A 23,310-nucleotide genomic window follows, 5' to 3' on the forward strand; every position below is an offset into this window, starting at 1 on the left:
TCAGGTGGTGGCGGGGTCAGGGATTCTTCAGGCAGCTTTACCGGCGGTCGCCTGCTTGATGCCGTAGTACACGGCCTTGCAAGCCTCGAGATCGACCGCGGCGTTGTGCGCACCCTCGAGCTTCTTGCCGGTGAAGTACTCGTACGCTTCGCCGAGGTTCGGCGACTTCGCATGCTTGCGGCCCGCGGCGAGCATCTTCGCGGTGGGCGGCAGATTGAGGATCTTCGTGCAACGCCCTTGCGTGCAGAAGGCTTGCCCCCCCTTCCACTGGTCGTGGAACGGATCGTCGTGATCGAGTTGCCGGAAGTACTCGATGCGCAGCATGCGGGCATCGAAAGACTCGTTGTGCGCGACGCGCATGCCGGCGCGGCGCCACATCTCCGTGAACTGCCGCAGCGCATCCGAAATCGGCACACCTTCGAGCGTCGCCCGCTCGGTCGTGATGCCAGTAAGCGCCGCGAGATCGTCGGGGATCGTCCAGCCATCCGGCGAGATCAGCACGTCCATCGCGGCTATCGTGTTGCCGCTGCGCTCGTCGCACAGGTGCGCGGCGAGTTGCGTGACGTGCGGCTGCGACGGATCTTCGGACGGCAGATTCCACTGCGGCAGACCGTTCGTTTCCGTGTCGTAGAAGAGGATGAGTTCCATGAATTGTTCCGTTCGTGGTTGGTGGGACGCTCAGGCGGCCTGGGCGAAGCGAGCGGCGTGCAACTCGCCCTTCTCGATCCAGTGCGCGCGTGTGGTGGACGGCAGGCCTTCGGGTGCCTTCTTCAGCGTGCCGAATACAAGCGCCGTCGCGATCTCGTTCTGCGAGGCCATGTCGTCGAGCAGTTCGAGCAGATCGCCGCGGCCCTTCAGGTCCAGCACGTCGAAGCGGTCGAAGAAAACGATGCGCGACTCCGACAGCACCGCGATCGTCAGTGCGATCAGCGCGTCGACGCGGTACCGCTCGGACTCGCTCAGCAACGAATAGAGGCGGCCGCCGGCGCGGATTGTCATATCGGTGTCGAGCATGGGCACGGCCCACTGCGCGAACGCAGCGAGTTCGGCGAGACGGTTATTGATCGGCGCAAGCGCCTGCGCGAGCATGTCACCCGGGATGCCATCCGGCGACAGCGCAGCGGCGATGTCGAGCCATTGCGTGATGTCGGCGTGGTGCTTCGCGGCAGTCTGCGTTTTGCTGTCGGCAGCGTCGGCCGCGAGCTTCGCGTTGTTCAGCCGATCCAGCTCGGTGCGCAGAGAATCGCGTTGCGCTGTCGATGCGGACACGCTCGTACGCGCTGCGGTCAGTTGCTCATCGGTCACTGCTTCGACGTCGGACTTCAACTTCAGCGCTTCCGACGCAGCGAGAGCGGCGGCGAGATCGCGCTCGTCGTTCTCGACCGAGCGCTTCATCAGGTCGCGCGCCTTGACGAGTTCGGGCAGCTGGGCGCGCGCGTCGGCATCGCCGCCGGTGCCCGGCTCTCCATGCTGATCAACGTAAGCGGCGTAGGCTCGCTCGACGGTCGACAGGTCGTAATCGCTCCACGGCCTGATTGCACCGGTCACACGCTGCACGAGGCTCTCCGCGTCAGCAATGATCACGGTGAACTCGCGTACCGCAGCAGCCAGATCGTGAACGAGGCCTTCGCGCGGCGCGTCGCCGGCACGCTGCTGCGCATCGAGCAGGCGCGCCTCCGCGTCGGCGAGGTTCTGCTTGTCAGTCGCGAGCTTTGCTTCGATGCGCGTCACGCCTTTCGCCAGTTCGGCGCTGCGCTCGGCGGATTCGCGCGACGCGGCGTAGGCGCGGTGTTTTTCCTGCAGCGCGCCCAGGTCCTTATTTGCCTTCGCGATACGGCTCTCGACGGCGGTCATCTGCTGAGTTACCTCAGCGTGCCGCGCTGCATCGAACAGAGGCACCTCGGCCTCCCAATCGGCGGCCTTGTCCTTACCCCACTGTTCATTGGTCACGGCCTTCCATGCGCCCTTCGACTCGCGCGCTTCGTCCTCGGCGAACTTCACGGCGGCCGGGAAGCCTGACCGCAGCATCGGCAGCACCTTCTCGACCTTCGCCGCGTCGCACTTGCGCTCAGCGAGCAGACCCTTCACCTTCTCGGGTGTCGCGCGCAGGCCCGTCAGTTCGAACAGGAACGTGCGCCGATCGTCGGCCTTCATTTGCGCGAACCGCTCCGGGTTGAGCAGGTACGGCAGCGCGCCGGTGTACACGGTGAGGCCCACATGCTTGGCGTCGGGCAACGTGAGGTTCGCCGGACCGACATCCAGATCCAGCGACACGATCGACTTCTTCGCACCGTCGGTCACCATCGACGGGTATTCCTTCTTCAGCGCGACGCGCGAAATGTCACCGGTCAGCGCTGCGCAGATGGCCTCGCGCAGGCTGCTCTTCCCCGCGCCGTTCGGGCCCGCGAAGATGGTGACCGGCGTGTCCACTTCGATGTCCACAGCGCGCGCGCCGAGGAAACTCTTTACGGTGATGTGCTGGATCTGCATGTCAGTCTCTATGGATTGGGGCGGGACTCACCGGGCGGCGGCGTAGATCAACGCGCGGCGGCTACATACGCCGCGGCTGCCCGGGAGCCCCATTGACGGTTACTCGACGCTCGGCGCGGATCCGCGCGATGCGCGGCGGCCGGCGCGCTCGAACTTCTGGCGCAGCGTTGATGCGAGCTCGGTGAGCCGCTGTTCGGCGTCCGGATCGGGTACGTCAGCGATCAGTGCGATGGCGGCGTTCAGCTCGTCGCTGCTGTTCGCTGCGTTCAGGCGCGCGGAGATCTCCGATTCGGGGAGCGGACCTGACTTCGAAGCGGTCTGCGCGGGCGCCGCGCTCTGACCATCCGGGCCGGTCGTTTCGCCCTGCTCGGTGCCCTGGTGATGGTGTTGAGCCTGCTGATCCATCTGCTCGACATTCGCTGCTGGCGCATCAGCTTGTCGCGATGTCTCGGCTTGCGCGGCCCGGTCGGCTGCCGGCGACACGCTTGCGCGGCGCAGCGTGTCAATGTCGGCGGCGTAGGTGCCGTCCGGCTGCTTCGTGACATCGATAATGTCGAGCTCTTCTTCCGACGTGCGTCCCATGCCCATCACGATGTCCGGCGCGTGGATGTTGCCGAAGAAGCTACCGGCGCGGTACTGGAACATCAGGGCGCGCAATTCCGTTTGCCACTTGGACCCAGGCTTGCCGTACCACCCTTCCTCGACAGCCATCTTCATCGTGACGGGCGCAGATTCGACGACGGGCATGCCGAGGGAGCGGTACAGGTCCAGCAGGCGGTTCGGGTACTGACGCAGCATGTCCGGCGTCAAATGCGGCTCGGGAACGCCCTTCGGCAACGCCCACGCGATGCACTCGATGTCGTCGACCTCGACCTCGCGCTCAGCGAAGATCGGTCGCCGCGCTTCTTTATCCCAGCCGGTCTTTTCCTTGTATGTCGCCTTGATGCGGCCGCGGTTGATCGCCTGGAAGCGCAACGGTGTAAAGCGGCCTGACGCATTGATGGCGGCGATCACGAACTTGCCCGACCAGCGCAGCTTGCCTTCGATCGGGTCGGCGTTTTGCATGACCGCGGTGATCGACATGCGGACTGCCCGCGCGACTTCGATAGCAACCAGGCAATTACCGACCGCCGCCGGGTTCTCGACCCAATGCTCTTCGTTACCGACCCTCTTCAGGTTGTGCGAGCGAAACTGCGCCGGCACGGCGTCGCTGCTCGCATACGCCTTGGCAATCCGGTTTGCGAGCACGAAGCCGCGCTCGGTGAACATGTCGACCGCGACGTCAGCAGCGACAACCGCCTGCGGTCCTTGCGCGACGTCAGACAACGCGCGCGCCTGTGTAGGTGCGTTCATTTGTTACCCCTTTGTTTGTTTCGGTAATCCGCTTCGACCTGGCTCCAGTACGGATGCCGGCGCATGCGGGCATGCAATTCCATGTGGTACGTATGCGTACAGATCACGAGATTCGTGTTGCCGTTGTCGCCACCGTCAAAATTCACGTGATGTACGTCTTCGCTACGCTTGAGTGGGCGACCGAGCGCCTTCTCGGCGATAACGCGATGCTCCAACTGCTTCGCGCGGTTCCCGCGTTGAACCAGATAGCCATCCTTCCGCTGCCTCGTGCCGCCCTTGAACTGGTGATTAAGCTGGCCAGCGCCAGCGCCCCGCGGGCGGCGCGGAACACCCATCCGGATCAGGGCGCGCCGCACGTCTTCGTCGTCCAGACCCATCTCGGACGCGATTTGATTCAGGGAGCTACCCGCGAGGTAGGCTTCGCGCACCATGTCGTAGTCGAATTCTTTGCGTTTCATGGTGGTCACTCGTGATAGATGCAGGTGGACCATCTAGAGCAATACGACTTGCTACAAAGCGGACTACTTGGGTTGGGCGGGAAAAGACCGGCCTTGAACATGTCGGCGGCCAACTGGATGAGGCCCGGTGTCTCTTCGTTACCGATCAGCACGCGGCGCGCGTCGAAGATCGGGCTCACGGCGACCGGCGTCTTGGACGTCGTGCCGAGGCCGATGATCTGCGCGCCCGCCGTGCGCTCGCCGGTCGTCTGCTCGTACATGAGCTGATAGGTACCGGTCTGTGCCGAGCGCGACTTGATGTTCGCCTCGCCGTTCGTCACGACGCGGGCACCGGTCTTCACGTCAGGAATGATCGTGCCGTCGACGCCCTTCGCGACGCGCGCGCGGTCCATCGTGCCGGTGAGCGTGATCGTCGTGCCGCCGCCGCAATCGATCTGCAGGGGCTCGAGCGGCATTTCGACGGCCGTGTATGTGAACTGCGGCGCGACCTCGGTGCAGTACTTCGTGGTCAGCGTCAGGCCGATGCGCTCCGCCTCCGCGAACTTGATGTTGTCGTTCGAGAAATCGACGTCGTATTCCGGGTGGTGCAGCGTGTCGACGAACGCGCCTGCAGCATCGTCCGGCGTGATCTCGCTGCCGTTCAGGCGCGCCGAGTCGAACGCGGCGGTACCGGCGTGCACGCTCGTGCCGAGCAGCGCGCGCAGGCCTGCAGGCTTGCGCTTGCCGAGCAGATGTTCAGCCTCCCAGGCATAGGCGCAGTCGAAGAATTTGCCGAACGACGAGGCGCGGATGCGAAGATCGCTCACGTTGCGCTCCTCGATGCCATCAGCTGCAGGCGCAGCGCCGTGTCGTTGTCGCTATCCGCGCCGGCCGCCGCGTAGAGGCATGCCGCGCAAGCAGCAATCATCAGCGCGGCCGCGATGCGCGGATGCTTCGCGTAGAAGCGGTCGAATGCACGAATCACCGCACACCCCCGACGTTCGTGTACGTGAACACGCGGGAGATCTCTTCCGGCACGTAGCCGGTCGAGATCGGCGTGCGAGGCGCAACTCCCTGACGGCTCAGTGCTGCTTTTGCGTCGCGCTGCCGACGCGCCGTGCGGGCGCAAAGCGCTTCGTGCTTGAGCTCGAGTACGCGATCGCGAGTAATGCCGGTCGGACGTCGACGAAAAATGGTCAGCATGCTGATCCCCTGTAGAGCAACAAAAACACGATGCAGACAAGCGCGCCGAACAACGAACCGGTGAGCAATCCGCACTTATGCTCGAGCGCGCGCCACTGGTCTTCGGTAAGCGGTTCTTTCCGAATCGGCTCGCGCTCGATTCCACGCACACGGCGCAACGCGAAGCCAACGAGCTTGCGACACGTCCACTTGAGCGACGGTGTGCGCGTGATGTTCGCGAGGAAGACCGGGCGTCGCACGTCAAGCTTCCTCGCGCTTTTCAACGCACGGGACGCCCAGCTCAGCGCCATCGATGGGGCAGCGATTCACCCAGTCCTCGTGCACCACCGTGCGTCCAAAAGCGTCATCGCGACCGATGCCACCGTCGACGAAACTGCCGGCCACGTTGCATTCGCACGTTGGGCAGAAGCCGATACGACCGCGACGGATATATCGCGGACGTCTCACTTCATTCGGCATTTCGTCGTAGAGCACAACCACAATGGACTCCTAAATTAGGACCGGCCTTCCACCGGTACGGCTTTCGCTCGCAGAGGTCGGATTTCGACATGCATCACGGACTTTCGCCGCTCTGCCGGAAACTGCACGCCTATTCCGGTCACTCCACGGCGCGGGACACTGTTCCCGCCCGCTTCTCACGGGCTGCGGCTTATAGTTGCTTAAAGCGGCCGTCGCTTCGTTGAGGCCCTCAAGGGTGGATGCCCAGCGCTCGCATAAGGCAGCGTTGTGACGCCATTCGTGGGGGTCCATCATTAGTGCAGCCGCGCCCACCGACTGCCGCCAGACACCCACACTTCAGGGCGCCGGTGCTCTCCCGGCTGTCAAGCCTCAATTGCAGGTCGGCTTTCACCTTCTTCACTTCACACTTGGGGCCGGCGGCTGCGCTTATGGTGCAAACCTCGCGAACCGGGGAGTCCCGCAGCCCTCTCCCCGCCCAAACCCTCGCCGTACTGCGCCCCTCTTCGCACGGGGTATGACGTCGACTCCTTCGGAGTCGAATAACTGAATGACTAAATGAACAATCTGCGGACGGCCACGGCGCGAAGCTTGCTGAGCTCGTCGCCGTAGAGCTGGCCGCCGTTGCCGAAGAGCTGAAACCAGGCGTAGCCGGCCGTCTCCTGCGTGCTCGACCAGTACCAGTCCTTCTCGAACTTGTGCGGGATCGTCGCGTAGCAGAGGTTGAGCTCGCGCTGCGCCGGCAGATGGAAATCGGTGTGGCCGTCGGCCGAGTACTCGCTGGCCCACTTCGCCGCGGGATGCTCGGTCGTCGCAGCGAGCAACGCGCGCGTGTTCGCGGCGCCGTCGTAACGGCTGTCCGCACCCGGCACCTTGCTGCCGTAACCGCCGTACGCGACGTCTTCGACATCGGTCGCTGAAACGATCAGGTGATACGGACGCTGCCCGTCTTCGCCCGGCATGATGCCGGCGTAGATGCCGCCCTGACCGGGCCAGTACTCGCCAATGGCGGGCGCTGCGATCGCGACAGCGGCTTCGTTCACTGCATTCATGTCGTTCATCCTTTATTCGTTGCTGCGGTTTATCGGGTCCGGCGCCAGCTGGCACCGGTCAAGCTGCTTAATCGAATCGGCGTTCGCCCTTGCTTCCCGCCTTGCAGATCACAAGGGCAAACAGCAGCGCGATACCGAAAGCGGTGAATCCAACTGCCACGCAAGTTGCAAACATGATCAGTGCCCCAACGCTTCGTTGCGGACCAGCACGAGACACGGCTGGCAGCAGTACGCAGAAAACCTTTGCCCGAACGCACCATAGAACGAGCGCGTCTCGACGCCTTCGACCAACTTCTCGCAGCGCGGGCACAGTTCCATGACCGTCACTTTCATCGGCCGGTTGCGCCACGCTTCCAGTGACTTCGACTCCATGTCAGCACCCTCCCCGAACATCCGCGACGCCCGGCGCGATCAGGTTCAGCGCTAGCTCGCGCAGCAAGTGCTCGATCAACGCGCCGCGCGGCATCGCGCGCAGCTCCAGCAGATCCTTTGCGAAGATGGACATGACACCCTCACTGACGTGGTTGAATCAGTTCAGATCGCGACGTTGCGGTAGTGGGCGAACTGCTCGCCATCGACGTCAGCCATGCCGACGAACTCGGCGCCGGTGATCTGCTGAAGCTTCGCGCACACCGCGGCGTTGTCGATGACGCGCTTTGCCGTCGCCGCCGCCCGCGCTTCGCGTTGCGCCGTGATGCGCTTGGATTGTTCGCACATCGCGACTGCTTCTTCATCGCTGATCTTGTTCAGACCGTTGTGCGGAACGAACGCGTACAGCTGCGTGCCGTTCGTGAGGATGTAAGCGCCCGGCAGGCCGTCACCGGTTGCCTCGAGCGAGGCGACGACCGTGAGACTCAGGAAACCCACGCGGACCTGTTGACCGATTTCCCACGATTGCTTGCTGTGCTTGCCCATGTCCCGACTCCCGCGATGCGTTGTGTGCTGCCATGGACTTGATTAAACACCATGTTTATAGCGATGTCAAACACCGTGTTTAATTTCTACGTGGAAATTTGTAACAGGTGTTATGCGCATAGCATTCGCGTATGGGAAATGCCACAAAAAAGCCCGCTCTAGGCGGGCTTCAGTGGAGATATGCGGCGGGGTACGTCAGATCGGGCGCCACATGGACGCACGCGTGTAGGCGACGACGTAGTGCATTTTTTCGATTTCTTCCTGCGCGATCGCGACGGACGGGTGCGCTTCGTTGATCGAAACAAGGTGGATGCGGCCAGCTCGCTTGTAAAGGAATGTCTTGACCATCACGCGACCGTCGATCGACTTTACGAGCACATCGTCACCCGGCTCGGGTTCGTGGTTCGGCTCGATGATGACGAATTCGCCGTCACGAATGCGGGGGCGCATCGAATCGCCCACGCAGCGCAGCGCATAGGCGTCTGGGTCCCGCGAAGGGAAGTCAACATAGCCGTCCCCATGGCCGACCGGATACTCGAGATCCGACCAGTGCCCGTTGTCCCCTAGCTGAGCCATTCCTAGTACCGGAATCGGTTTCCAATTTGTGATCGGGATAGGCCGGTATTCATCGGCGTAGCGGACAGCTACGCCTGGGTCACCTTTGCCCTTTATTAGCCAAACCGCGTTCACGCCGTACGTTTTCTGAATGGCGACAGCCTGATCAAGCGTCAAAGTCTGGCCTTCGCCGGCAAGCCATTGAGAAGCGACCTCGAGGCCAACGCCAGAGACGCTTGCCAAAGTCTGCGCAGTGACGTTCTGCTCGGCGAGCACCGCTTTTAGACGTTGTGGGGAAGTAAGTTTGGCTGCATCAAGGGTAGTGCTCGCGGCTTTTTCCGATTCCGCAATAACCGGCATGTTTAATACAGTGATTGCCGGATCATCTTCGGTGGAAACGTGCTTCGCGCCGGCATCTACCATTTCGCCTTCGCCCGTGCGCAGCCACACGGCGCGGCACCCGATCACGCGCTCCGCTTCCAGCATTCCGTCGGAAGACACGCCGCGGCCCATCCAGTTAGTCACTTTTTGCGGCGAGACATGAAGCAGGCGTGCGACCGCCGAAGGGCCCTCGGCGCCCTTCAGGGTTTTTGCGGCCTCGAGCAGACGCCCGGCGGTTGGATGGATTTCACGGCTGCGAGCATTCATGCGCGGCATGGTTGCACAAGTAAACAAAATGTTGTTACACGCGGTGTTTGCTTTTCTTTTAAACATGGTGTTTAATCATGCTCACTATGAGCAAACACCGTGACCTCCACCCGGACGCAAAGATCATCGACGAGCTCGGTGGTCCGACGAAGCTTGCTGAGCGCCTCGGCTACGACAAGGCGTCGGGCGGCGTCCAGCGCATCCAAAACTGGAAGTGGCGCGGCATTCCCGCTCACGTGAAGGTTGAGCACCCCGAAATTTTCATGACTGACCTGATAGATCGCGTCAAGGCGTCCGATGACGCTCAACCGCCTGCGGGAGGATCTGTCGACGACGCAAAGATGGCGAAGATGGTCGTGTGATTGGAGTCGGTGCATTGAAGTCCTGATCTGATTTTCGCTTTTGGGCTGACTGCTTGTCGGCCTTTATTTTCGGCCCCACTCCATGTGGGTAAGCAAGTGGGTAATCAACCGGGTTTTCATCATTTTTCACTATCGCAAAGGCCATGAAACAACAAGAAATCCGCCTCTTCGCGCCGTATGTCGAGGGCGAGCGGCTACCTAAAGAGCAGATCGAGGCGATGACCTTCGAGGAGTGCGTTGCCAAGGCGCTCGAGATCGGTCTCAAGCGTTTCGATCGCAAGACGCTCGCAAAGCAATGCCGCATCCACTACCCGCACTTCTCGGAATACATGTCCGGTGCGCGCAAGCTCGACCACCACCGCCTCTTTCTCTTCTGCATGTTCTCCGGCTGCGAGTACCCGCGGCAGTGGCTCGAACTTGCAGAAGAAAAAGCGCGCGCCGAATACAAGCGCCAGAGTGCGCAGGTCGTCGGCGAGTACGTCCAACAAGCTTTCGCACAACGGGCGGCTGCATGAAATTGAAGCAGGGCGACAAGGGGACCGTGTTCGTCGCGCCTTCCCAGCGCCGCGTCGTGTTCGATCACGAGCACCGCGGCCGTTACGTTTTCATCTACGAGGACGATCCGGATGATGGCCTCGCGCTGTCGGCCGAGGGGCTGAAGATCCTGGAGCGCGCGCCGGCGCCCGCGGTAGGGGGTCAATCGTGATCCTGCACGGCCTTCTCGATGCGCTGCTGCGCGCGTTCGTCATCGCGCTGGTCGCCGCTGCATTTTTTCCGCACCGCTGGATCTTCTCGGTCAGCCTCGTCGTCGCGTTCATCGGCGCCGTGGCCACGATGTTGTGGGGACGGCTGTGAACGCGCGCCTGCCGACCGATTCGTATCGCTCGTTCCTTGAAGCGAAGGTGCGTTTGGCCCGCTTCGACGGGTTCGACGTCTCGCTCGACGAGATCAATCCGAAGCTGAAGCCACATACGCGCGACATCGTGCGATGGGCGCTGCAGGGTGGCCGTCGCGCGGTCTTCGCGTCGTTCGGGTTGCACAAGACGGCGACGCAGATCGAAATCATGCGACTGATCGGCGCACACCGGCCGTGCCTTCGGGCCATCGTCTTGCCGCTCGGCGTGAGGCACGAATTCACCGGGCAGGCGGAAGAGCATTTCGCCGGCGACTACGCGGCGCCGGTGCGCTTTATCCGGTCGGACAGCGAGATCGGCGACGAGCGCGAGATCTATCTGACGAACTACGAGTCGGTGCGCGAGGGAAAGGTGACGCCGAAGCTGTTCGGCGCGGCCAGCCTCGACGAGGCTAGTGTGCTGCGCAGCTTCGGGAGCAAGACATACCAGGAGTTCCTGCCGCTGTTCGACGGCGTCGAGTTCAAGTTCGTCAACACGGCGACGCCAAGCCCCAACCGGTTCAAGGAACTGATCCATTACGCGGCGTTCCTCGGCGTGATGGACAGCGGCCAGGCGCTCACGCGCTTCTTCCAGCGCGACAGCGAGAAAGCCGGAAACCTGACGCTGTATCCGCACAAGGAAGAGGAATTCTGGCTGTGGGTCGCGAGCTGGGCGGTCTTCATCCAGCGTCCGAGCGATCTCGGCTATAGCGACGAAGGCTACGACCTGCCCGAGCTCGACGTGCGCTATCACGAGGTCCCGACAGACTATGCGAAGGCCGGCGCGGATCGCGATGGGCAGACGTTGATGTTTCAGGATCCGGCTCTCGGCCTCGCCGCGGCTGCAACTGAGAAGCGCGACAGCATGCCGGCGCGGATCGCGAAAGTGCAGGACATCGTCAGCGCCGACCCGGCCGACCACTTCGTCATCTGGCACGACCTCGAAGCCGAGCGGCACGCGATTCAAACCGCGCTGCCGGAGGCGGTGAGCGTTTGGGGTACGCAAGATCTCGACGAGCGCGAGCAGCGCATCGTCGATTTCGGTAAAGGCGCGTATCGCCTGCTGTCGACGAAGCCCATCATCGCCGGCTCTGGCTGCAACTTCCAGCGGCACTGCCACCGCGAGATCTTCGCGGGCATCGGTTTCAAATTTAACGACTTCATCCAGGCGATTCACCGCGTCCAACGTTTCCAGCAGCCGCACCGCGTGCGCATCGACATCGTGTACAGCGAGGCCGAGCGCGAGGTGCTGCGCACGCTGCAGGCGAAGTGGGCGCAGCACGAAGAGATGGTGCAGAAGATGACCGACATCATTCGCAAGTACGGGCTCAACCAGCTGGCGATGCAGGAAACGCTCGCGCGCTCGATCGGGGTCAAACGAATCGAAGTATCGAGCGATCGCTTTTGCGTCGCGAATAACGATTGCGTCGACGAGGCGCGCCGGCTGCCTGAAAACCATGTCGACCTCATCGTGACCTCGATCCCGTTCGCGAACCACTACGAGTACTCGCCGAGCTATAACGACTTCGGGCATACGGACGATAACGCCCATTTCTGGCAGCAGATGGACTATCTGACGCCGCAGCTGCTGCGCATCCTGAAGCCGGGCCGCATCTACGCATGCCATGTGAAGGACCGGATCCTGTTCGGCAACGTGACTGGCGCCGGCCTGCCGACCGTCAGTCCGTTCCACGCGGAAGCACTCTTCCACGGCATCAAGCACGGCTTCGACTACTGCGGGATGATCACTGTCAACACGGACGTCGTGCGCGAAAACAATCAGACATACCGCCTCAGCTACACGGAAATGTGCAAGGACGGCTCGAAGATGGCCGTCGGCTCTCCCGAATACATTCTGCTGTTCCACAAGCCGCAGACCGATCGCACGAAGGGCTATGCCGACGTGCCGATCCGCAAGTCGAAAAGCGAATACAGCCTCGCGCGCTGGCAGATCGACGCGCACGCATTCTGGCGTTCGAGCGGCAACCGCCTGCTGACCGCGGAGGAGCTCGCCGCGCTGGGCCCGGAGAAACTCGCCAGCCTATTCGCGAAGTACTCGCTCGAGAACGTGTACGACTACGAGTTCCACGTCCGGATCGGCGAAGAGCTGCAGGAGCGCGGCGCGCTGCCGACCAAGTTCATGAGCCTCGCGCCCGGCGCGCACCATCCGGACACGTGGCACGACGTCACGCGCATGCTGACGCTCAATGGCGAGCAGGCGAAGCGCGCGGTCGAAAAGCACGTGTGCCCGCTGCAGTTCGACATCGTCGATCGTCTGATCGATCGTTACAGCAACCCCGATGAGCTCGTCTACGACCCGTTCTGCGGCCTCGGCACCGTCCCTTACCGCGCGATTCTGAAGGGGCGCCGCGGCGGCGGCTCCGAGCTTAATCCGACCTACTTCATGGATCAGGTGCACTACCTGCGCGCGGCCGAGCGCGAGTACTCCATGCCATCGCTGTTCGACATCGAGGAGGCTGCAGCGTGAACGCACCAGACCTTTTCCGCGATCACAAGCCGCCGCTGTGGCGCGAACAGGATGCTATCGCCGCGCGGGTAGTGCACGCGCGCAGCCGCGATGAGAAGCACCAGATCGTGCGCTCGCTTTGCCATTCGCTCGCGCGCATGACCGACAAGCGTCGCTATCGGCTCTGAGATCCGCATGGAAAGCCCTCGCCCAATCCACGCAGACCCTCTGCTCGGCGAAGTATTCGAGTTGCTGCACCGGATGGAACTGTGCAGGTCGCTCGAACCATTCCAATGGATGGCAAGCGACGCGCTGAAGAAGCTTCGCGCGTATGAAGTCAAGCAATTGAAGGAGGCGTGTAGTGGCTGGTGACTGGATCAAGATGCGCACGGATCTCTTCACACATCCGAAAGTTGTCCGAATTTCGTCCACATTGAAAGCGGACAGATTTCGGACGGTTGGCGGACTCATGTCCGTGTGGTGTCTCTTCGACGCGCACTCAATTGACGGACATCTCGACGGATACGATCTGTCGACGGTGGACGATCTGATTGGATGGCCCGGCTTTGCGGCGGCCATGAAAATGGTCGGCTGGCTCGACGATAACTCGGAGGGCCTTGTGCTGCCTGAGTTTGACACGCACAACGGTCAATCCGCGAAGCGTCGCGCACAGGATAGCGACCGCAAGAGAGCGTCCCGTTTGTCCGCTTCCGATGCGGACAAAAAGCGGACTAGAGAAGAGAAGAGTAAGAGTAGTAAACAACCCCCCATACCCCCCAGGGGGGGCGAAGCCGAAGAATCGAAAAAACGGCCAACCATCGCTCTGAAGACCTTCCTTGAGCAGTGCAAGGAAAAAGGCGAAAAGCCGATCCTGGAAAACGACACGGTTTTCGACTATGCGTCGAAGACGGCTATCCCGGACGACTTCCTGCGTCTGCACTGGCTCGAGTTCAAGGCGCGTTACTGCGAAGAGGGTTCGAAGCGGTACAAGGACTGGCGCTCGGTGTTCCGTAAATCCGTCCGGGGCAACTGGTTCAAGCTCTGGTGGATCGCTGCTGACGGTGCCTGTTCGCTGACGACTGTCGGCGAGCAGGCGAAGCGCGCGCACGGCAGGGACGCAGCATGAACGCGCGCGCGCCCCATGACGAAAGCAGCGCGTTCGTCCCGCCGCACAGCGTCGAAGCCGAGCAGTTCGTGCTCGGCGCGCTTCTCATGGACAACGATGCGATCGACCGCATCGGCGAACTGCGCGCGGAGCACTTCTATCGCCACGACCACCGGACCGTTTTCGACCTGATATCGCGGCTGATCGTCGCCGGCAAGCGCGCGGACGTCCTCACCGTGCTCGAGGCGGCACAGATCGGCGGCCGGGACGAAGCAATCGGCGGCCTGGCCTACCTGAACGCACTGTCGGGCAACTTTGTCGGCAGCGGCGGTATCGCGCGCTGGGCCGAAATGGTCATCGAGCGCTGGCGCCTTCGCGGACTGCTCGCGGCGGCGCGCGACGTTGAGGCGCTCGTGCATAACCGCGGCGCGCGTACGGCGTCCGAGCTGATCAGCGAGGCGCAGGCGAAGTTCGAACCGCTCGCTGACATCCGTTCGTTCGAGCCTCAAATGCCCGGCCCGGTGCTGACGGAGATCGTTGAGGAGATCGATCAGACCTACCACGGCGCCGAGTTGCCGGTCGTGCCGACCGGCTTCCGGGATCTCGACGCCAAACTCGGTGGCGGCATGCGCGGCGCCGAGCTGGTCATCATCGCCGGCAGACCGTCGATGGGGAAAACCGCGATCGCGATGGCCATCGGTGGCTACGTTGCCGAGTTGCAGGGCATGGTGCTGGTCTTCTCGCTCGAGATGTCGTCGAAGCAGCTGCATCAGCGGAACATCGCGCGCGTGGGCGGGATTCACCTGTCGCACGTGCTCGACGGCAAGAAGTTCGTCGATAGCGACTGGCCGAAGCTGACACACGCGGTGACCGTGCTGTCCGAAGCGCAGATGCTCGTCGACGACACGTCGGGCCTGTCGATGGACGAGATCGCGAGCCGCGCGCGAACGGTGAAGCGCCAGCACGGGCTGAAGCTGATCATCGTCGACTACCTCGGCCTGATGACCGGCGGCCCCGACGAGCGGCACGACCTGAAGATCGGCAGCTACTCCGCGGGCCTGAAGGGGCTTGCGAAGCAGCTCGACGTGCCGGTGATTGCTCTCTCGCAGCTCAACCGCGGCGTCGAGCAGCGGCCGAACAAGCGCCCGACCATGGGCGACCTGCGCGACTCCGGTGCCATCGAGCAGGACGCCGACATCATCCTGATGCTCTACCGCGACGAGGTCTACAACGCCGATAGCCCCGACAGGGGCACGGCCGAAATTATCGTCGGCAAGCAACGCAATGGTGAGACGGGACCCGTGCGCCTGGCGTTCGCCGGCGAGTACCAGCGCTTCTCGGATCTCGCGTACGACTACGTGCCGGCGACCCCCGAGCAACCCAAGAAAACACGTCGAGGTTTCGAATGACCTGGATCGCCAATCAAACCCCGGAGGAGCTTCGCGCGTTCCTGCGCAAGCGCGAGAAAGAGTGGATTGGAAGCATGACCGACCCGCTCGCGCAGCGCCTGTGGAAAGAGGTACAGGTGCTCGACGCGCGGATCGTCGAACTCGAAAAGCAACTTGCCGCGCGGACGCCGGCAAAGGCGGTGGCATGACCGCGATCCTCGCTATCGATCCGGGCACAGACGAATCCGGCTGGTGCCTTTATCACGACAGCGGCCGCTTGTTCGCCAGCGGCGTGAAGCCGAACGATTTGCTGTTGCAGGAGATCCGGGAGACGCCGGCCGACGTATTGGCGATCGAGATGATCGCCAGCTACGGCATGCCGGTTGGCCGCGAGGTCTTCGAAACATGCGTGTGGATCGGCCGTTTCACGCAGGTGTTCCGGCGCCCCGATGACGTCCTCTTCGTCTATCGCCGCGACGTGAAGTTACACCTGTGCGGCAGCCCTCAGGCGAAGGATCCGAACATCCGCCAGGCGCTGCTCGACAGGTTCCCGCGCACTGGCGGCGGCAAGGTCCCGCAGGTTGGGGTGAAGAAGCAGCCGGGCCCACTGTTCGGTGTCTCGACGCACGCATGGTCGGCTCTTGGTGTCGCTGTTACTGCCGCGCACCAGCTCGCGCAGAAGGAGGTCGCATGAGAAAAGCATGGACAACACGCGAGGAGGCGAACGTGCGAACCGTTCACGCGAGCGGCATCGCATACGCGCAAATGATGCATCTGTGGCCTGGGCGCACGCCTAAGGGGGTCAGCGCGCACGCGAGCGAGATGGGGCTTGGTCCTCGGCCGGTGCCGATCCGTCGGGACGTCTCCCGCACTCTTCCGCTGATGCTCAAGGAACTGCTTAAGGGCGCGTGCGATGCCTACGCTCTGGCAGATCGGATCGGCGTGAACCGCGAGTGGGCTGGGCGCCTCTTGCGCGCAAACCTGACGTCGGACGATCCGCAAGTTCAGGTGGTGCGATGGTATCGCGAGAAACCAGTCGGCCCCTATCGCGAGGTCTGGGCGCGCGGGCACGGTGAAATCGCCGAGCGTCCGGTTGTGCTGTCTCGCGTCGAGCGCAAGCGTCTTACACGTGCATCGCGACGCGCTGCAAAAGCCAGTCCGTTCGCGGTAGCGGCTGGGCTTGCGCAAGTGCCGATTTCGCGCCCGGGCCGCGTGTTCAACCTGCTGCGTGACGACGATCTGGAGGAGGCAGCGTGAAGCGAGCGTGGGATCCGGTAAAGCTGCGCGTCGCATCGTGGGAAGCGCCCGCGCCTGAGTGTGGCGACGAGTTGCTCACTCGCACCGGTCGCCGCTATCGGATCCTCGAAGTGCGCACGCGCCGCGGCGCGATCGTCGGGCTCGATTGCATGGTTCTGCCGAAGAGCGAGCCGGCCAGTGGCCGGATTTTCAACTGGGTCTGGAATGTGAGGGGTCGCCAATGAGCAAGGTTGTTCTTCGCATCGATGAGCGCGGCAAGCTGGCCGGCGTCGACGAGCGCAACGATCGCGCGTACGGGCGCTTTCGCAAGAAGCTCGCCGAGCTGCAGCCTGGTCAGACGCTCGCTTTCGAGTTCCGCATCCCGCGCAGCCCGAAGTTCCATCGCCTGCACTTCGTGATGCTCAACGCGATCTTCACCTGCCAAGAGGTTTTCACCGATAACGAGCGGATGCGCAAGTGGCTCGAGGTGGGCGCCGGCCACTTCGATTTCGTCCCCGGCCCGGGTGGCGACCTGATCGCACTGCCGCGCTCGATCGCGTACGAGGCGCTCGACGATGCTGAGTTCCACGACGTGCACGAGAGCGTCAAGGCCTTCCTTCGTACACCGCACGCGTACCGGTATCTGTGGCCGCACCTGAACGACGAGCGCGGCGAAATCATGGTCGAAGCGATCCTCAACGAGTTCGAATCGTGACCGCGCGTCTCATCTTCCCGAAGAAGCTCACCTTCCGCTCAGAAGCGTTGCGCCGAGCCGTCGTTCAGCTTCCCTGCATGCAGTGTGGCATCGAAGGCCACACGCAGGCCGCGCACATGAATTTCGATAAGGGAGGCGCCATCAAGGCGAGTGACGCCGCGCTGGCCGCGCTCTGTAGCGACAGGCCGGGCGTGCGCGGCTGCCATGCGCTACTCGATCAGGGCGGCAAGATGCAGAAGGCTGAGCGGCGCGCGTTCGAGTTCGAGATGGTTGCGAAAACCTATATCGCGCTCGCCGAGCGCGGCTTATTGGAGGTGGCGAAATGTTGAACTGGCTGAAGCGGCTCGTTGCCGGCCGGGAATTGGCAGAGCTGGAACGGTGGCGCGTTGAATGCGCACAGGCGCAACGTTGGCTAGCCGAATTCTACGAAGCCGAAATTGCGCTTCACCACGTGCGGCAAGCGGCTGAAGGTAAAGCATCGTCTTTCCATCTGCCTCGGATTCGCGATGCGCTCCGCGCGCGCCGCGCTATGGAAGGACGATCGAAGCCGGGCCCGTTCTCGGTGGGGACGAGGATTTGAGCCGTAACTGGCCAGACGCCGACGATCCGGCGATCGTGCTCCAGCGTAAACAGCGCGCTTGCTGCCACGGCTGCCACTTCTTGCGACAGGACCGGACACCTGGCTTTGAGAAGTTCACCTGCGCGAAAGGCATGCGCAAAGCGGCGCGTGACCTGTACGAGACCGAGCGCTGCTCGAAGTACAGCGAAAAAAAAAGCCGCCCATCAGGCGGCCAAACCATTGAAGCGTTCACATTCTAAAGCGAGATCGAAAATCCATGAACGCAATCTTTCGTGACACCCGCCAGGCGCTGCACGTGTCGTTTCTGGTCCTGTCGACGGACCCGCGCGCGAAGAACATCTTCCGTACCGCGCTGATCCAGATCATGGAGATGCAGCCTAACCTGACTGCCCGGCAACAGGCATGGCTCGACCAACTCATCGGTGACGCATCCGACTCGACTGTCAACTTTGCGGGATTGAGCGGCGACGACGTGCGCGCGCAGTGCGCGGCCGTGGTAAGCGCGGTGCGCTCGAAGTTGCCGGATGTCGAACGCTGGGCGGTCCTCGCGCGGTTCGGGCAGATGGGCGACGCACGCATGCCTGACGGCGTGAAGCGGTTTTACTTCCTGCAAGAGCGATCCGAGGCGATCCAGAACCTCTCAGGCTGGCTGGCGCCCTCGTTCGACGGTGTTTCCATGATGGCACTCGACTGCATCCTCGCGCGGCTGTACGCGAACCATGCGAAGGTCGATATCAGCTTCCGGGATCTCGCGAAATCATTCGGCGCGAGTCACATGACTTACAAGCGCGCGTTCGACAAGATCAGCAAAAGGATGCGCGAGGTGGAAAACCGCGCGATTGACATCCTGATGCCCTACTTCGAACGCACTGGCCTGATTGAGCAGGAACCCGAAAAGGTCGCTTGACGCTGCTGTTACAGCGCAGTATGATTTTTGTCATTCTGCACGAGTTGCCACTAAGCCCCGCCCGGTTCGCCGCGCGGGGCTTTTTCATACACGCTTGAGCCCGTTGAACCACGTGTCCGCCGTGAGGCTGGCGACGATCGACGCACGCCTGCCGACGATGGAACAGGCCGCATGCGCAAAGTCGACGACGCGGCTCGTACCATACTGCGACTGTCCCCAATACGTGGCAGGTGGCAGTTCATATGTGACGCCTTTAGTGTCGGTGATCGTCCTCCAGAAGCCAAAAACTGCCATTTGAACGTGCAGGGCTTCGTAATCGTCGTCGGCGGCGCCATGCAGCTCGACGCGAACCAAGAAGCTTTCCATTTAAGGTCCTTTTTATATCTGCGGTTGATGGCACCCGGACATTCCGGTACGCCTCGCGCCTAAGTACGGTTGCGCACGCAACTTTCAATTCTGTCGTAAACCCCAGGCATTCCTGTCATATGTCGGTCACGCATGCATGAAGCATGTGGGCTGGCGCCCTCACCGAAACCGCAGACTGCCGTCGTGGACGGCCAAGCGCGCCCGTGCGGCGAACGGGTTGGCGGTTTGGCTGAGGGCTTCTTACGCGTCAGCACACCGATGAATCCTGCTCAGGTGCTCGCCCTGATGGCGCTATGGCACCTCGCGTGGGCCGAATGGCTGACTGAGCTCGCGAACGCGATGCCCGAGTCAGAGGCGCTGTGTTTCTGGTGTTGCAGGCCGATGGGCAAGCGAAGAGTCTGCTGCGATTGGCGCACAGTCGGCGATTAACCGATTTCCCCTGTAGCGGGGTGGTGTAACTGGCTGCATGCCGGGCTCATAACCCGGAGGTCTGGTTCGACTCCAGCGACCGCTACCACTGTGTCTCCTCTCAGGCCATCAGGCCGAGATTCGCCCGGCCACGCGCCGGGCTCTTTTATTCGAACGGGTAGGCCGTGAGAGCCCTCACATCCGCGGCAGTCGCCGACGTGACGTAAGCCCCTCCTTTGCCGGCGCAATGCCGGATTTAAAAAGGCGACGGGCGGCGACAACCTTGAAGGATCAACCATGCAAAAGCGGATGCGCATCGTGAGCGACGGCACCGGTCTCGGCACGAAGGTGTATGACGCCGACGGCCACGAGATCAAAGGGTGCATCACGAAGATCGTTTGGGTCATAGACGGTGACCGCCGTGTTGGTCGCGCACGCATCACGTTCGATATGGTGGAAGTCGATCTGGTTGGCGAAGTCGGAAAGCAATAGAGACGCTCTATGGAGTGTCGCTGAAAGTCTCCGAAAACGCGGGTTTATATCCGGCGATTGCAGTCGTCCGATAGGAAAAACCTAAATCGCGGAAACAAACCCCATGATTGAGGCCGCACATGGCGAAAACATGTGGGGCAAAGACAAGGTCTGGAACCCCTTGCAAACGCGCCCCGATGGAAGGGAAGAGGCGCTGCAAGTTGCACGGCGGCGCGAGCACCGGGCCGAAGAAACCGAACACCGCGACCAACGCGCTGAAGCACGGCTTCTATAGCGACGCGCTACTTCCTGAAGAGCGGAAGCTGTACAAGCGCGTCGAGGTCGGCTCACTCGACGACGAGCTCAGGTTGGCGCGCGTGAAGCTGCATCGCTTCGTGAAGCTCTCCGGCTCGCTCGAACTGATGGACGTGGTCGACGGCGCGCTCGAGATCGTGCGCAAGACCGGCATGGCGTACAACCATGCCACGAAGGACATGGAGCCGTACGACAAGCGGGAGATCAAGGCGGCTGCGCCCGACTATGCGGACCTGATCATCCGGCAGATCGACCTTATCCGGAAGCTCGAGCTTGCGCGCCACGATCTGATGGCCGACGAGGACGACGACGCGCCGGAGGCGATCCGCATCACGGTGCGCCGCGCGAGGAAACAGGATGGCGACTGAGCTCGAGGTCGATCTCGACCTGACCGAGCCGCAGGAAGATTTCGTTTTCTCGGACTACCAGTTCCCGGCGTTCGTGGGCGGCTTCGGTGCTGGCAAGTCCGATGCGCTCGTGACGCGCCTGCTGCTGAAAAAGTTGGCCTACCCGAAGTTCAATGTCGGCTATTTCGCGCCGACGTATGACCTGATCAGCCTCATCGCATGGCCGAAGTTCGAAGAGCGCCTGGATGCGATGAAGATCCGGCACAAGCTGAACAAGGCTGACAAGGAACTGAAGCTGCGCACGGGCGGCAGCGTCATCTTTCGCACGCTGGACAATCCGAACCGAATTGTCGGCTTTGAGATATCGGACGGTGGGATCGACGAGTTCGACATCCTCGATCCGAAGAAGGCTGCGAACGCGTGGCACAAGTGCATCGCGCGGTGCCGCAAGAAGAAACCCGGCGGCGAACGCAACACGCTTGCGATCGCGACCACACCGGAAGGATTTCGCTTCGTCTATGAGACGTGGCACAAGCAGAAAGACGCCGAGGCCAAGGGGTACAAGCTCTACCGCGCGCCGACATGGAGCAATCCGTTCCTGCCCGATGGGTACGTCGATCAGCTCCGCGCGATCTATCCGGCGAATCTGCTTGATGCGTACCTCGAAGGCCTCTTCGTCAACCTGACGAGCGGCGCGGTCTACCCGGAATTCGACCGGCGCCTGAACCATACGGATTCGGTCATCCAGCGCGGCGAGGCGCTGCACGTCGGGGTGGACTTCAACGTCTACAACTGCACGGCGATCATTTGCGTCGATCGCGCGAACTACCCGATGGTGCTCGACGAACTCACCGGTGTTCGCGATACACCGACACTCGCGCAAATGCTCGTTGAGCGATTTCCCGGGCATCACATCACGGCTTACCCCGATGCGTCGGGCCAGAGTCACAAGTCGGTGAATGCATCGTTGTCCGATCTGCAGATATTGAGGCAGCACGGCATTTCGGTGCGCGTGAATGGCCGCAATCCTGCGGTGAAGGACCGCGTCAACGCGCTGAACGCGCAGATCCTCAACGGCGACGGATTGCGACGACTGCAGATCAATACGAACACGTGCCCGGTCATGACCGAGTGCCTCGAGCAGCAGGTGTTCGACAGGAACGGCGAGCCTGACAAAACCGCTGGAAAGGACCACGCGCCGGATGCATTGGGCTATTTCATTGCCGAAATGTGGCCGCTGCACAAGCCCACCTGGGTGTTCTGAGAGAAACCTTTGAAGAAACCGACCCTCACACAGCGCGTCGCGGAATGGGCCGGAAACCGGGTTGCTCGCATGATCTGGGCGGGGCGCACGAAGCATCTGCCCGACCGCGTCACGACCGCGTATTCGCGTCTGATGAACCTCGGCAGCATCCGGTATCAGAAAGACCGGCCGCTGATCAAGCCGACGCCCTCGAACCTGCGCATGTTCAGCCGCACGCCGTACGCGCGCAAGGCGATCAACCGCGTCAAGGGTGCGATCGCAATGCTCGAGTGGGAGATTCGCCCCAAGCATGGCGTGACGGTAAGCAGCGAGATCAAGCGGCAGATCGAGATCGCGACCGAGTGCTTCCGACGACCGAACACCGACGACTCGTTCCGCACGCTCATCGAGCAGGTCGTCGAAGATTATCTGCTGTGCGGCGCCGGCGTAATCGAACAGGAGCTCGGCGGCGACAAGATCCGACCGCTGTGGCTGTGGCCGGTCGACGCGCTGAGCATCCAGATATTCGCGGGATGGAGCGGCGACAAGAACGAGGCGCGCTATATCCAGACGCACGGCTATGGCAATGTCGGCGGCGTGTCGGGCATTCCGCTGCGCAACGACCAGCTGATCTATGTCCGCAAGGATCCGAACACCGAAAACCCGTTCGGCTATGGCTGCCTCGAGGTCGCGTTCAACTCGATCAACCGCCAGCTCGGCACCGGCGAGTACGCCGGCAACGTGGCAAGCAACGGGCAGCCGGAGAACCTGATCCAGTTCATCGGGATGGATCGCAACACGCTCGATTCATTCCGGGACTGGTGGCGCAACGATGTCGACGGCCAGGGGCAAACGCCGCTGCTCGGCGGCGATGAACTGAAGGTCCACAAGCTGCGCGGCGCGACCGACGATGCGCTCTATCTCAAGTATCAGGAATTCCTGCTGCGGGAGATCGCAACCGCGTTCGAACTGAGCCCGCAGAACCTCGGCGTCGAAGCCGACGTCAATCGCAACACGGCAGAGGTTGCAGACGACCGCGATTGGGACGGGGCAATCATCCCCGCGGCGACGAACTTCGCGTCATACCTGACGCGCGAAGCGATCGAGGCAAAGCTTGGCTTCAGCCAGCTCGAGTTCGCATTCCTCGGGCTGGACCGTGACGACGAGCTCAATCTCGCGAAGGTCTTCGAGACCGAATACAAGAACAACGCGATCGTGCCTAACGAGTATCGCGCCGCTCGCGGCCGTGCGCCTCTAGATAACCCGTGGGGCGACATGACGTTCGCCGAGATGGAGATTGCGACGAAGGGTGCGCAAGGCGCCAAACAGATCTCGCCGCGCATCGTTGAGAAGGAATAGGGCCGAACGCCCGATCACCGAAGTACAAATCACTGGGCGT

Annotated in this window: 35 protein-coding genes and 1 tRNA gene; 23 read left to right on the forward strand and 13 right to left on the reverse strand. The window is 62.3% G+C overall.

What is annotated here, in order from left to right; all coding sequences use genetic code 11:
• Nucleotides 1-27 precede the first annotated feature (27 nt).
• From BTO02_RS33145 to BTO02_RS33195, 12 genes are all read right to left on the reverse strand, one after another.
• Nucleotides 28-648 (reverse strand): 3'-5' exonuclease, encoded by a 621-nt coding sequence (locus BTO02_RS33145; protein WP_075161164.1) that lies wholly within the window; start codon nucleotides 646-648, stop codon nucleotides 28-30.
• A gap of 30 nt (nucleotides 649-678) precedes the next feature.
• Nucleotides 679-2,490 carry an AAA family ATPase gene (locus BTO02_RS33150; RefSeq protein WP_075161165.1) on the reverse strand — a complete coding sequence of 604 codons (1,812 nt, stop codon included), beginning with the start codon at nucleotides 2,488-2,490 and terminating at the stop codon, nucleotides 679-681.
• Nucleotides 2,491-2,589: 99 nt separating this feature from the next.
• Nucleotides 2,590-3,843, reverse strand: a complete 1,254-nt coding sequence (locus tag BTO02_RS33155; RefSeq protein WP_075161166.1) for a hypothetical protein — start codon at nucleotides 3,841-3,843, stop codon at nucleotides 2,590-2,592.
• Nucleotides 3,840-4,301: an HNH endonuclease gene (locus BTO02_RS33160; protein ID WP_075161167.1), complete on the reverse strand. Its 462-nt coding sequence runs from the start codon at nucleotides 4,299-4,301 to the stop codon at nucleotides 3,840-3,842. Before BTO02_RS33160 ends, BTO02_RS33155 begins: the two co-directional genes overlap by 4 nt.
• Before the next feature lie 5 nt (nucleotides 4,302-4,306).
• Complete coding sequence (locus BTO02_RS33165; RefSeq protein WP_075161168.1) at nucleotides 4,307-5,107, reverse strand: RecB family exonuclease; 801 nt, start codon at nucleotides 5,105-5,107, stop codon at nucleotides 4,307-4,309.
• Complete coding sequence (locus BTO02_RS34615; protein WP_156884054.1) at nucleotides 5,104-5,265, reverse strand: hypothetical protein; 162 nt, start codon at nucleotides 5,263-5,265, stop codon at nucleotides 5,104-5,106. Before BTO02_RS34615 ends, BTO02_RS33165 begins: the two co-directional genes overlap by 4 nt.
• On the reverse strand, nucleotides 5,262-5,483 hold the full coding sequence (locus BTO02_RS33170) for a hypothetical protein (RefSeq protein WP_075161169.1): 222 nt from the start codon (nucleotides 5,481-5,483) through the stop codon (nucleotides 5,262-5,264). Before BTO02_RS33170 ends, BTO02_RS34615 begins: the two co-directional genes overlap by 4 nt.
• A gap of 1,010 nt (nucleotides 5,484-6,493) precedes the next feature.
• On the reverse strand, nucleotides 6,494-6,991 hold the full coding sequence (locus BTO02_RS33180) for a DUF1566 domain-containing protein (protein WP_075161625.1): 498 nt from the start codon (nucleotides 6,989-6,991) through the stop codon (nucleotides 6,494-6,496).
• Nucleotides 6,992-7,168: 177 nt separating this feature from the next.
• Nucleotides 7,169-7,363, reverse strand: a complete 195-nt coding sequence (locus BTO02_RS33185; RefSeq protein ID WP_075161171.1) for a hypothetical protein — start codon at nucleotides 7,361-7,363, stop codon at nucleotides 7,169-7,171.
• Between the two features lies 1 nt (nucleotide 7,364).
• Complete coding sequence (locus BTO02_RS35465) at nucleotides 7,365-7,496, reverse strand: hypothetical protein (protein ID WP_269668040.1); 132 nt, start codon at nucleotides 7,494-7,496, stop codon at nucleotides 7,365-7,367.
• Between the two features lie 29 nt (nucleotides 7,497-7,525).
• Entirely contained in the window at nucleotides 7,526-7,906 is a 381-nt protein-coding gene (locus tag BTO02_RS33190) for a hypothetical protein (protein WP_075161172.1), read from the reverse strand.
• Between the two features lie 195 nt (nucleotides 7,907-8,101).
• Nucleotides 8,102-9,175, reverse strand: coding sequence for a S24 family peptidase (locus BTO02_RS33195; RefSeq protein ID WP_198039297.1), 1,074 nt, complete (start codon nucleotides 9,173-9,175; stop codon nucleotides 8,102-8,104).
• 11 nt (nucleotides 9,176-9,186) lie between these two features.
• On the opposite strand from BTO02_RS33195, the gene BTO02_RS33200 reads away from it, so the two are divergent.
• The 18 genes from BTO02_RS33200 (at nucleotide 9,187) to BTO02_RS33270 (ending at nucleotide 18,761) form a co-directional block, all read left to right on the forward strand.
• The gene (locus BTO02_RS33200; RefSeq protein WP_083615502.1) at nucleotides 9,187-9,471 is read left to right on the forward strand and encodes a hypothetical protein; all 285 of its coding nucleotides are present in this window, start codon (nucleotides 9,187-9,189) and stop codon (nucleotides 9,469-9,471) included.
• A 143-nt stretch (nucleotides 9,472-9,614) separates the two neighbouring features.
• Nucleotides 9,615-9,986 (forward strand): hypothetical protein, encoded by a 372-nt coding sequence (locus tag BTO02_RS33205; protein WP_075161173.1) that lies wholly within the window; start codon nucleotides 9,615-9,617, stop codon nucleotides 9,984-9,986.
• Nucleotides 9,983-10,177 carry a hypothetical protein gene (locus BTO02_RS33210; protein ID WP_075161174.1) on the forward strand — a complete coding sequence of 65 codons (195 nt, stop codon included), beginning with the start codon at nucleotides 9,983-9,985 and terminating at the stop codon, nucleotides 10,175-10,177. The genes BTO02_RS33205 and BTO02_RS33210 overlap by 4 nt, the downstream gene beginning before the upstream one ends.
• The gene (locus tag BTO02_RS34620) at nucleotides 10,174-10,326 is read left to right on the forward strand and encodes a hypothetical protein (protein WP_156884055.1); all 153 of its coding nucleotides are present in this window, start codon (nucleotides 10,174-10,176) and stop codon (nucleotides 10,324-10,326) included. Before BTO02_RS33210 ends, BTO02_RS34620 begins: the two co-directional genes overlap by 4 nt.
• Entirely contained in the window at nucleotides 10,323-12,851 is a 2,529-nt protein-coding gene (locus BTO02_RS33215; RefSeq protein ID WP_075161175.1) for a DNA methyltransferase, read from the forward strand. The genes BTO02_RS34620 and BTO02_RS33215 overlap by 4 nt, the downstream gene beginning before the upstream one ends.
• Nucleotides 12,848-13,018, forward strand: coding sequence for a hypothetical protein (locus tag BTO02_RS34625; protein ID WP_156884056.1), 171 nt, complete (start codon nucleotides 12,848-12,850; stop codon nucleotides 13,016-13,018). Before BTO02_RS33215 ends, BTO02_RS34625 begins: the two co-directional genes overlap by 4 nt.
• Nucleotides 13,019-13,025: 7 nt before the next feature.
• Nucleotides 13,026-13,202 (forward strand): hypothetical protein, encoded by a 177-nt coding sequence (locus tag BTO02_RS34630; protein WP_156884057.1) that lies wholly within the window; start codon nucleotides 13,026-13,028, stop codon nucleotides 13,200-13,202.
• Nucleotides 13,192-13,956, forward strand: a complete 765-nt coding sequence (locus tag BTO02_RS35340) for a hypothetical protein (protein ID WP_232243615.1) — start codon at nucleotides 13,192-13,194, stop codon at nucleotides 13,954-13,956. The genes BTO02_RS34630 and BTO02_RS35340 overlap by 11 nt, the downstream gene beginning before the upstream one ends.
• Nucleotides 13,953-15,344, forward strand: a complete 1,392-nt coding sequence (dnaB, locus tag BTO02_RS33230) for a replicative DNA helicase (protein WP_075161176.1) — start codon at nucleotides 13,953-13,955, stop codon at nucleotides 15,342-15,344. The genes BTO02_RS35340 and dnaB overlap by 4 nt, the downstream gene beginning before the upstream one ends.
• Nucleotides 15,341-15,532: a hypothetical protein gene (locus BTO02_RS33235; RefSeq protein ID WP_075161177.1), complete on the forward strand. Its 192-nt coding sequence runs from the start codon at nucleotides 15,341-15,343 to the stop codon at nucleotides 15,530-15,532. The genes dnaB and BTO02_RS33235 overlap by 4 nt, the downstream gene beginning before the upstream one ends.
• On the forward strand, nucleotides 15,529-16,017 hold the full coding sequence (locus BTO02_RS33240) for a hypothetical protein (protein ID WP_075161178.1): 489 nt from the start codon (nucleotides 15,529-15,531) through the stop codon (nucleotides 16,015-16,017). Before BTO02_RS33235 ends, BTO02_RS33240 begins: the two co-directional genes overlap by 4 nt.
• 188 nt (nucleotides 16,018-16,205) lie before the next feature.
• Nucleotides 16,206-16,580, forward strand: a complete 375-nt coding sequence (locus BTO02_RS33245) for a hypothetical protein (RefSeq protein WP_075161179.1) — start codon at nucleotides 16,206-16,208, stop codon at nucleotides 16,578-16,580.
• Nucleotides 16,577-16,804, forward strand: a complete 228-nt coding sequence (locus BTO02_RS33250) for a hypothetical protein (protein WP_075161180.1) — start codon at nucleotides 16,577-16,579, stop codon at nucleotides 16,802-16,804. Before BTO02_RS33245 ends, BTO02_RS33250 begins: the two co-directional genes overlap by 4 nt.
• Nucleotides 16,801-17,274 carry a DUF1367 family protein gene (locus BTO02_RS33255; protein ID WP_075161181.1) on the forward strand — a complete coding sequence of 158 codons (474 nt, stop codon included), beginning with the start codon at nucleotides 16,801-16,803 and terminating at the stop codon, nucleotides 17,272-17,274. Before BTO02_RS33250 ends, BTO02_RS33255 begins: the two co-directional genes overlap by 4 nt.
• A complete protein-coding gene (locus BTO02_RS33260) occupies nucleotides 17,271-17,603 on the forward strand; it encodes a hypothetical protein (protein WP_232243616.1) in 333 nt (110 codons plus the stop codon). The genes BTO02_RS33255 and BTO02_RS33260 overlap by 4 nt, the downstream gene beginning before the upstream one ends.
• On the forward strand, nucleotides 17,597-17,854 hold the full coding sequence (locus BTO02_RS33265; protein WP_075161182.1) for a hypothetical protein: 258 nt from the start codon (nucleotides 17,597-17,599) through the stop codon (nucleotides 17,852-17,854). The genes BTO02_RS33260 and BTO02_RS33265 overlap by 7 nt, the downstream gene beginning before the upstream one ends.
• Complete coding sequence (locus tag BTO02_RS34635; RefSeq protein ID WP_156884058.1) at nucleotides 17,851-18,093, forward strand: hypothetical protein; 243 nt, start codon at nucleotides 17,851-17,853, stop codon at nucleotides 18,091-18,093. Before BTO02_RS33265 ends, BTO02_RS34635 begins: the two co-directional genes overlap by 4 nt.
• Nucleotides 18,094-18,110: 17 nt before the next feature.
• Nucleotides 18,111-18,761 (forward strand): hypothetical protein, encoded by a 651-nt coding sequence (locus tag BTO02_RS33270; protein ID WP_075161183.1) that lies wholly within the window; start codon nucleotides 18,111-18,113, stop codon nucleotides 18,759-18,761.
• 84 nt (nucleotides 18,762-18,845) lie between these two features.
• Here BTO02_RS33270 and BTO02_RS33275 read toward each other — a convergent pair whose 3' ends face one another.
• Complete coding sequence (locus BTO02_RS33275; RefSeq protein ID WP_075161184.1) at nucleotides 18,846-19,127, reverse strand: type V toxin-antitoxin system endoribonuclease antitoxin GhoS; 282 nt, start codon at nucleotides 19,125-19,127, stop codon at nucleotides 18,846-18,848.
• A gap of 443 nt (nucleotides 19,128-19,570) precedes the next feature.
• On the opposite strand from BTO02_RS33275, the gene BTO02_RS33280 reads away from it, so the two are divergent.
• The 5 genes from BTO02_RS33280 (at nucleotide 19,571) to BTO02_RS33300 (ending at nucleotide 23,270) form a co-directional block, all read left to right on the forward strand.
• Nucleotides 19,571-19,644 (forward strand) — tRNA-Met (locus BTO02_RS33280).
• Between the two features lie 188 nt (nucleotides 19,645-19,832).
• Nucleotides 19,833-20,027, forward strand: coding sequence for a hypothetical protein (locus BTO02_RS33285; RefSeq protein WP_075161185.1), 195 nt, complete (start codon nucleotides 19,833-19,835; stop codon nucleotides 20,025-20,027).
• A 119-nt stretch (nucleotides 20,028-20,146) separates the two neighbouring features.
• Nucleotides 20,147-20,689 (forward strand): HGGxSTG domain-containing protein, encoded by a 543-nt coding sequence (locus BTO02_RS33290; protein ID WP_075161186.1) that lies wholly within the window; start codon nucleotides 20,147-20,149, stop codon nucleotides 20,687-20,689.
• The gene (locus BTO02_RS33295) at nucleotides 20,679-21,932 is read left to right on the forward strand and encodes a phage terminase large subunit (protein WP_075161187.1); all 1,254 of its coding nucleotides are present in this window, start codon (nucleotides 20,679-20,681) and stop codon (nucleotides 21,930-21,932) included. The genes BTO02_RS33290 and BTO02_RS33295 overlap by 11 nt, the downstream gene beginning before the upstream one ends.
• A gap of 9 nt (nucleotides 21,933-21,941) precedes the next feature.
• The gene (locus BTO02_RS33300; protein ID WP_075161188.1) at nucleotides 21,942-23,270 is read left to right on the forward strand and encodes a phage portal protein; all 1,329 of its coding nucleotides are present in this window, start codon (nucleotides 21,942-21,944) and stop codon (nucleotides 23,268-23,270) included.
• Nucleotides 23,271-23,310: the final 40 nt, after the last annotated feature.

It is taken from the genome of Paraburkholderia sp. SOS3, from assembly GCF_001922345.1.
Lineage (GTDB): Bacteria > Pseudomonadota > Gammaproteobacteria > Burkholderiales > Burkholderiaceae > Paraburkholderia.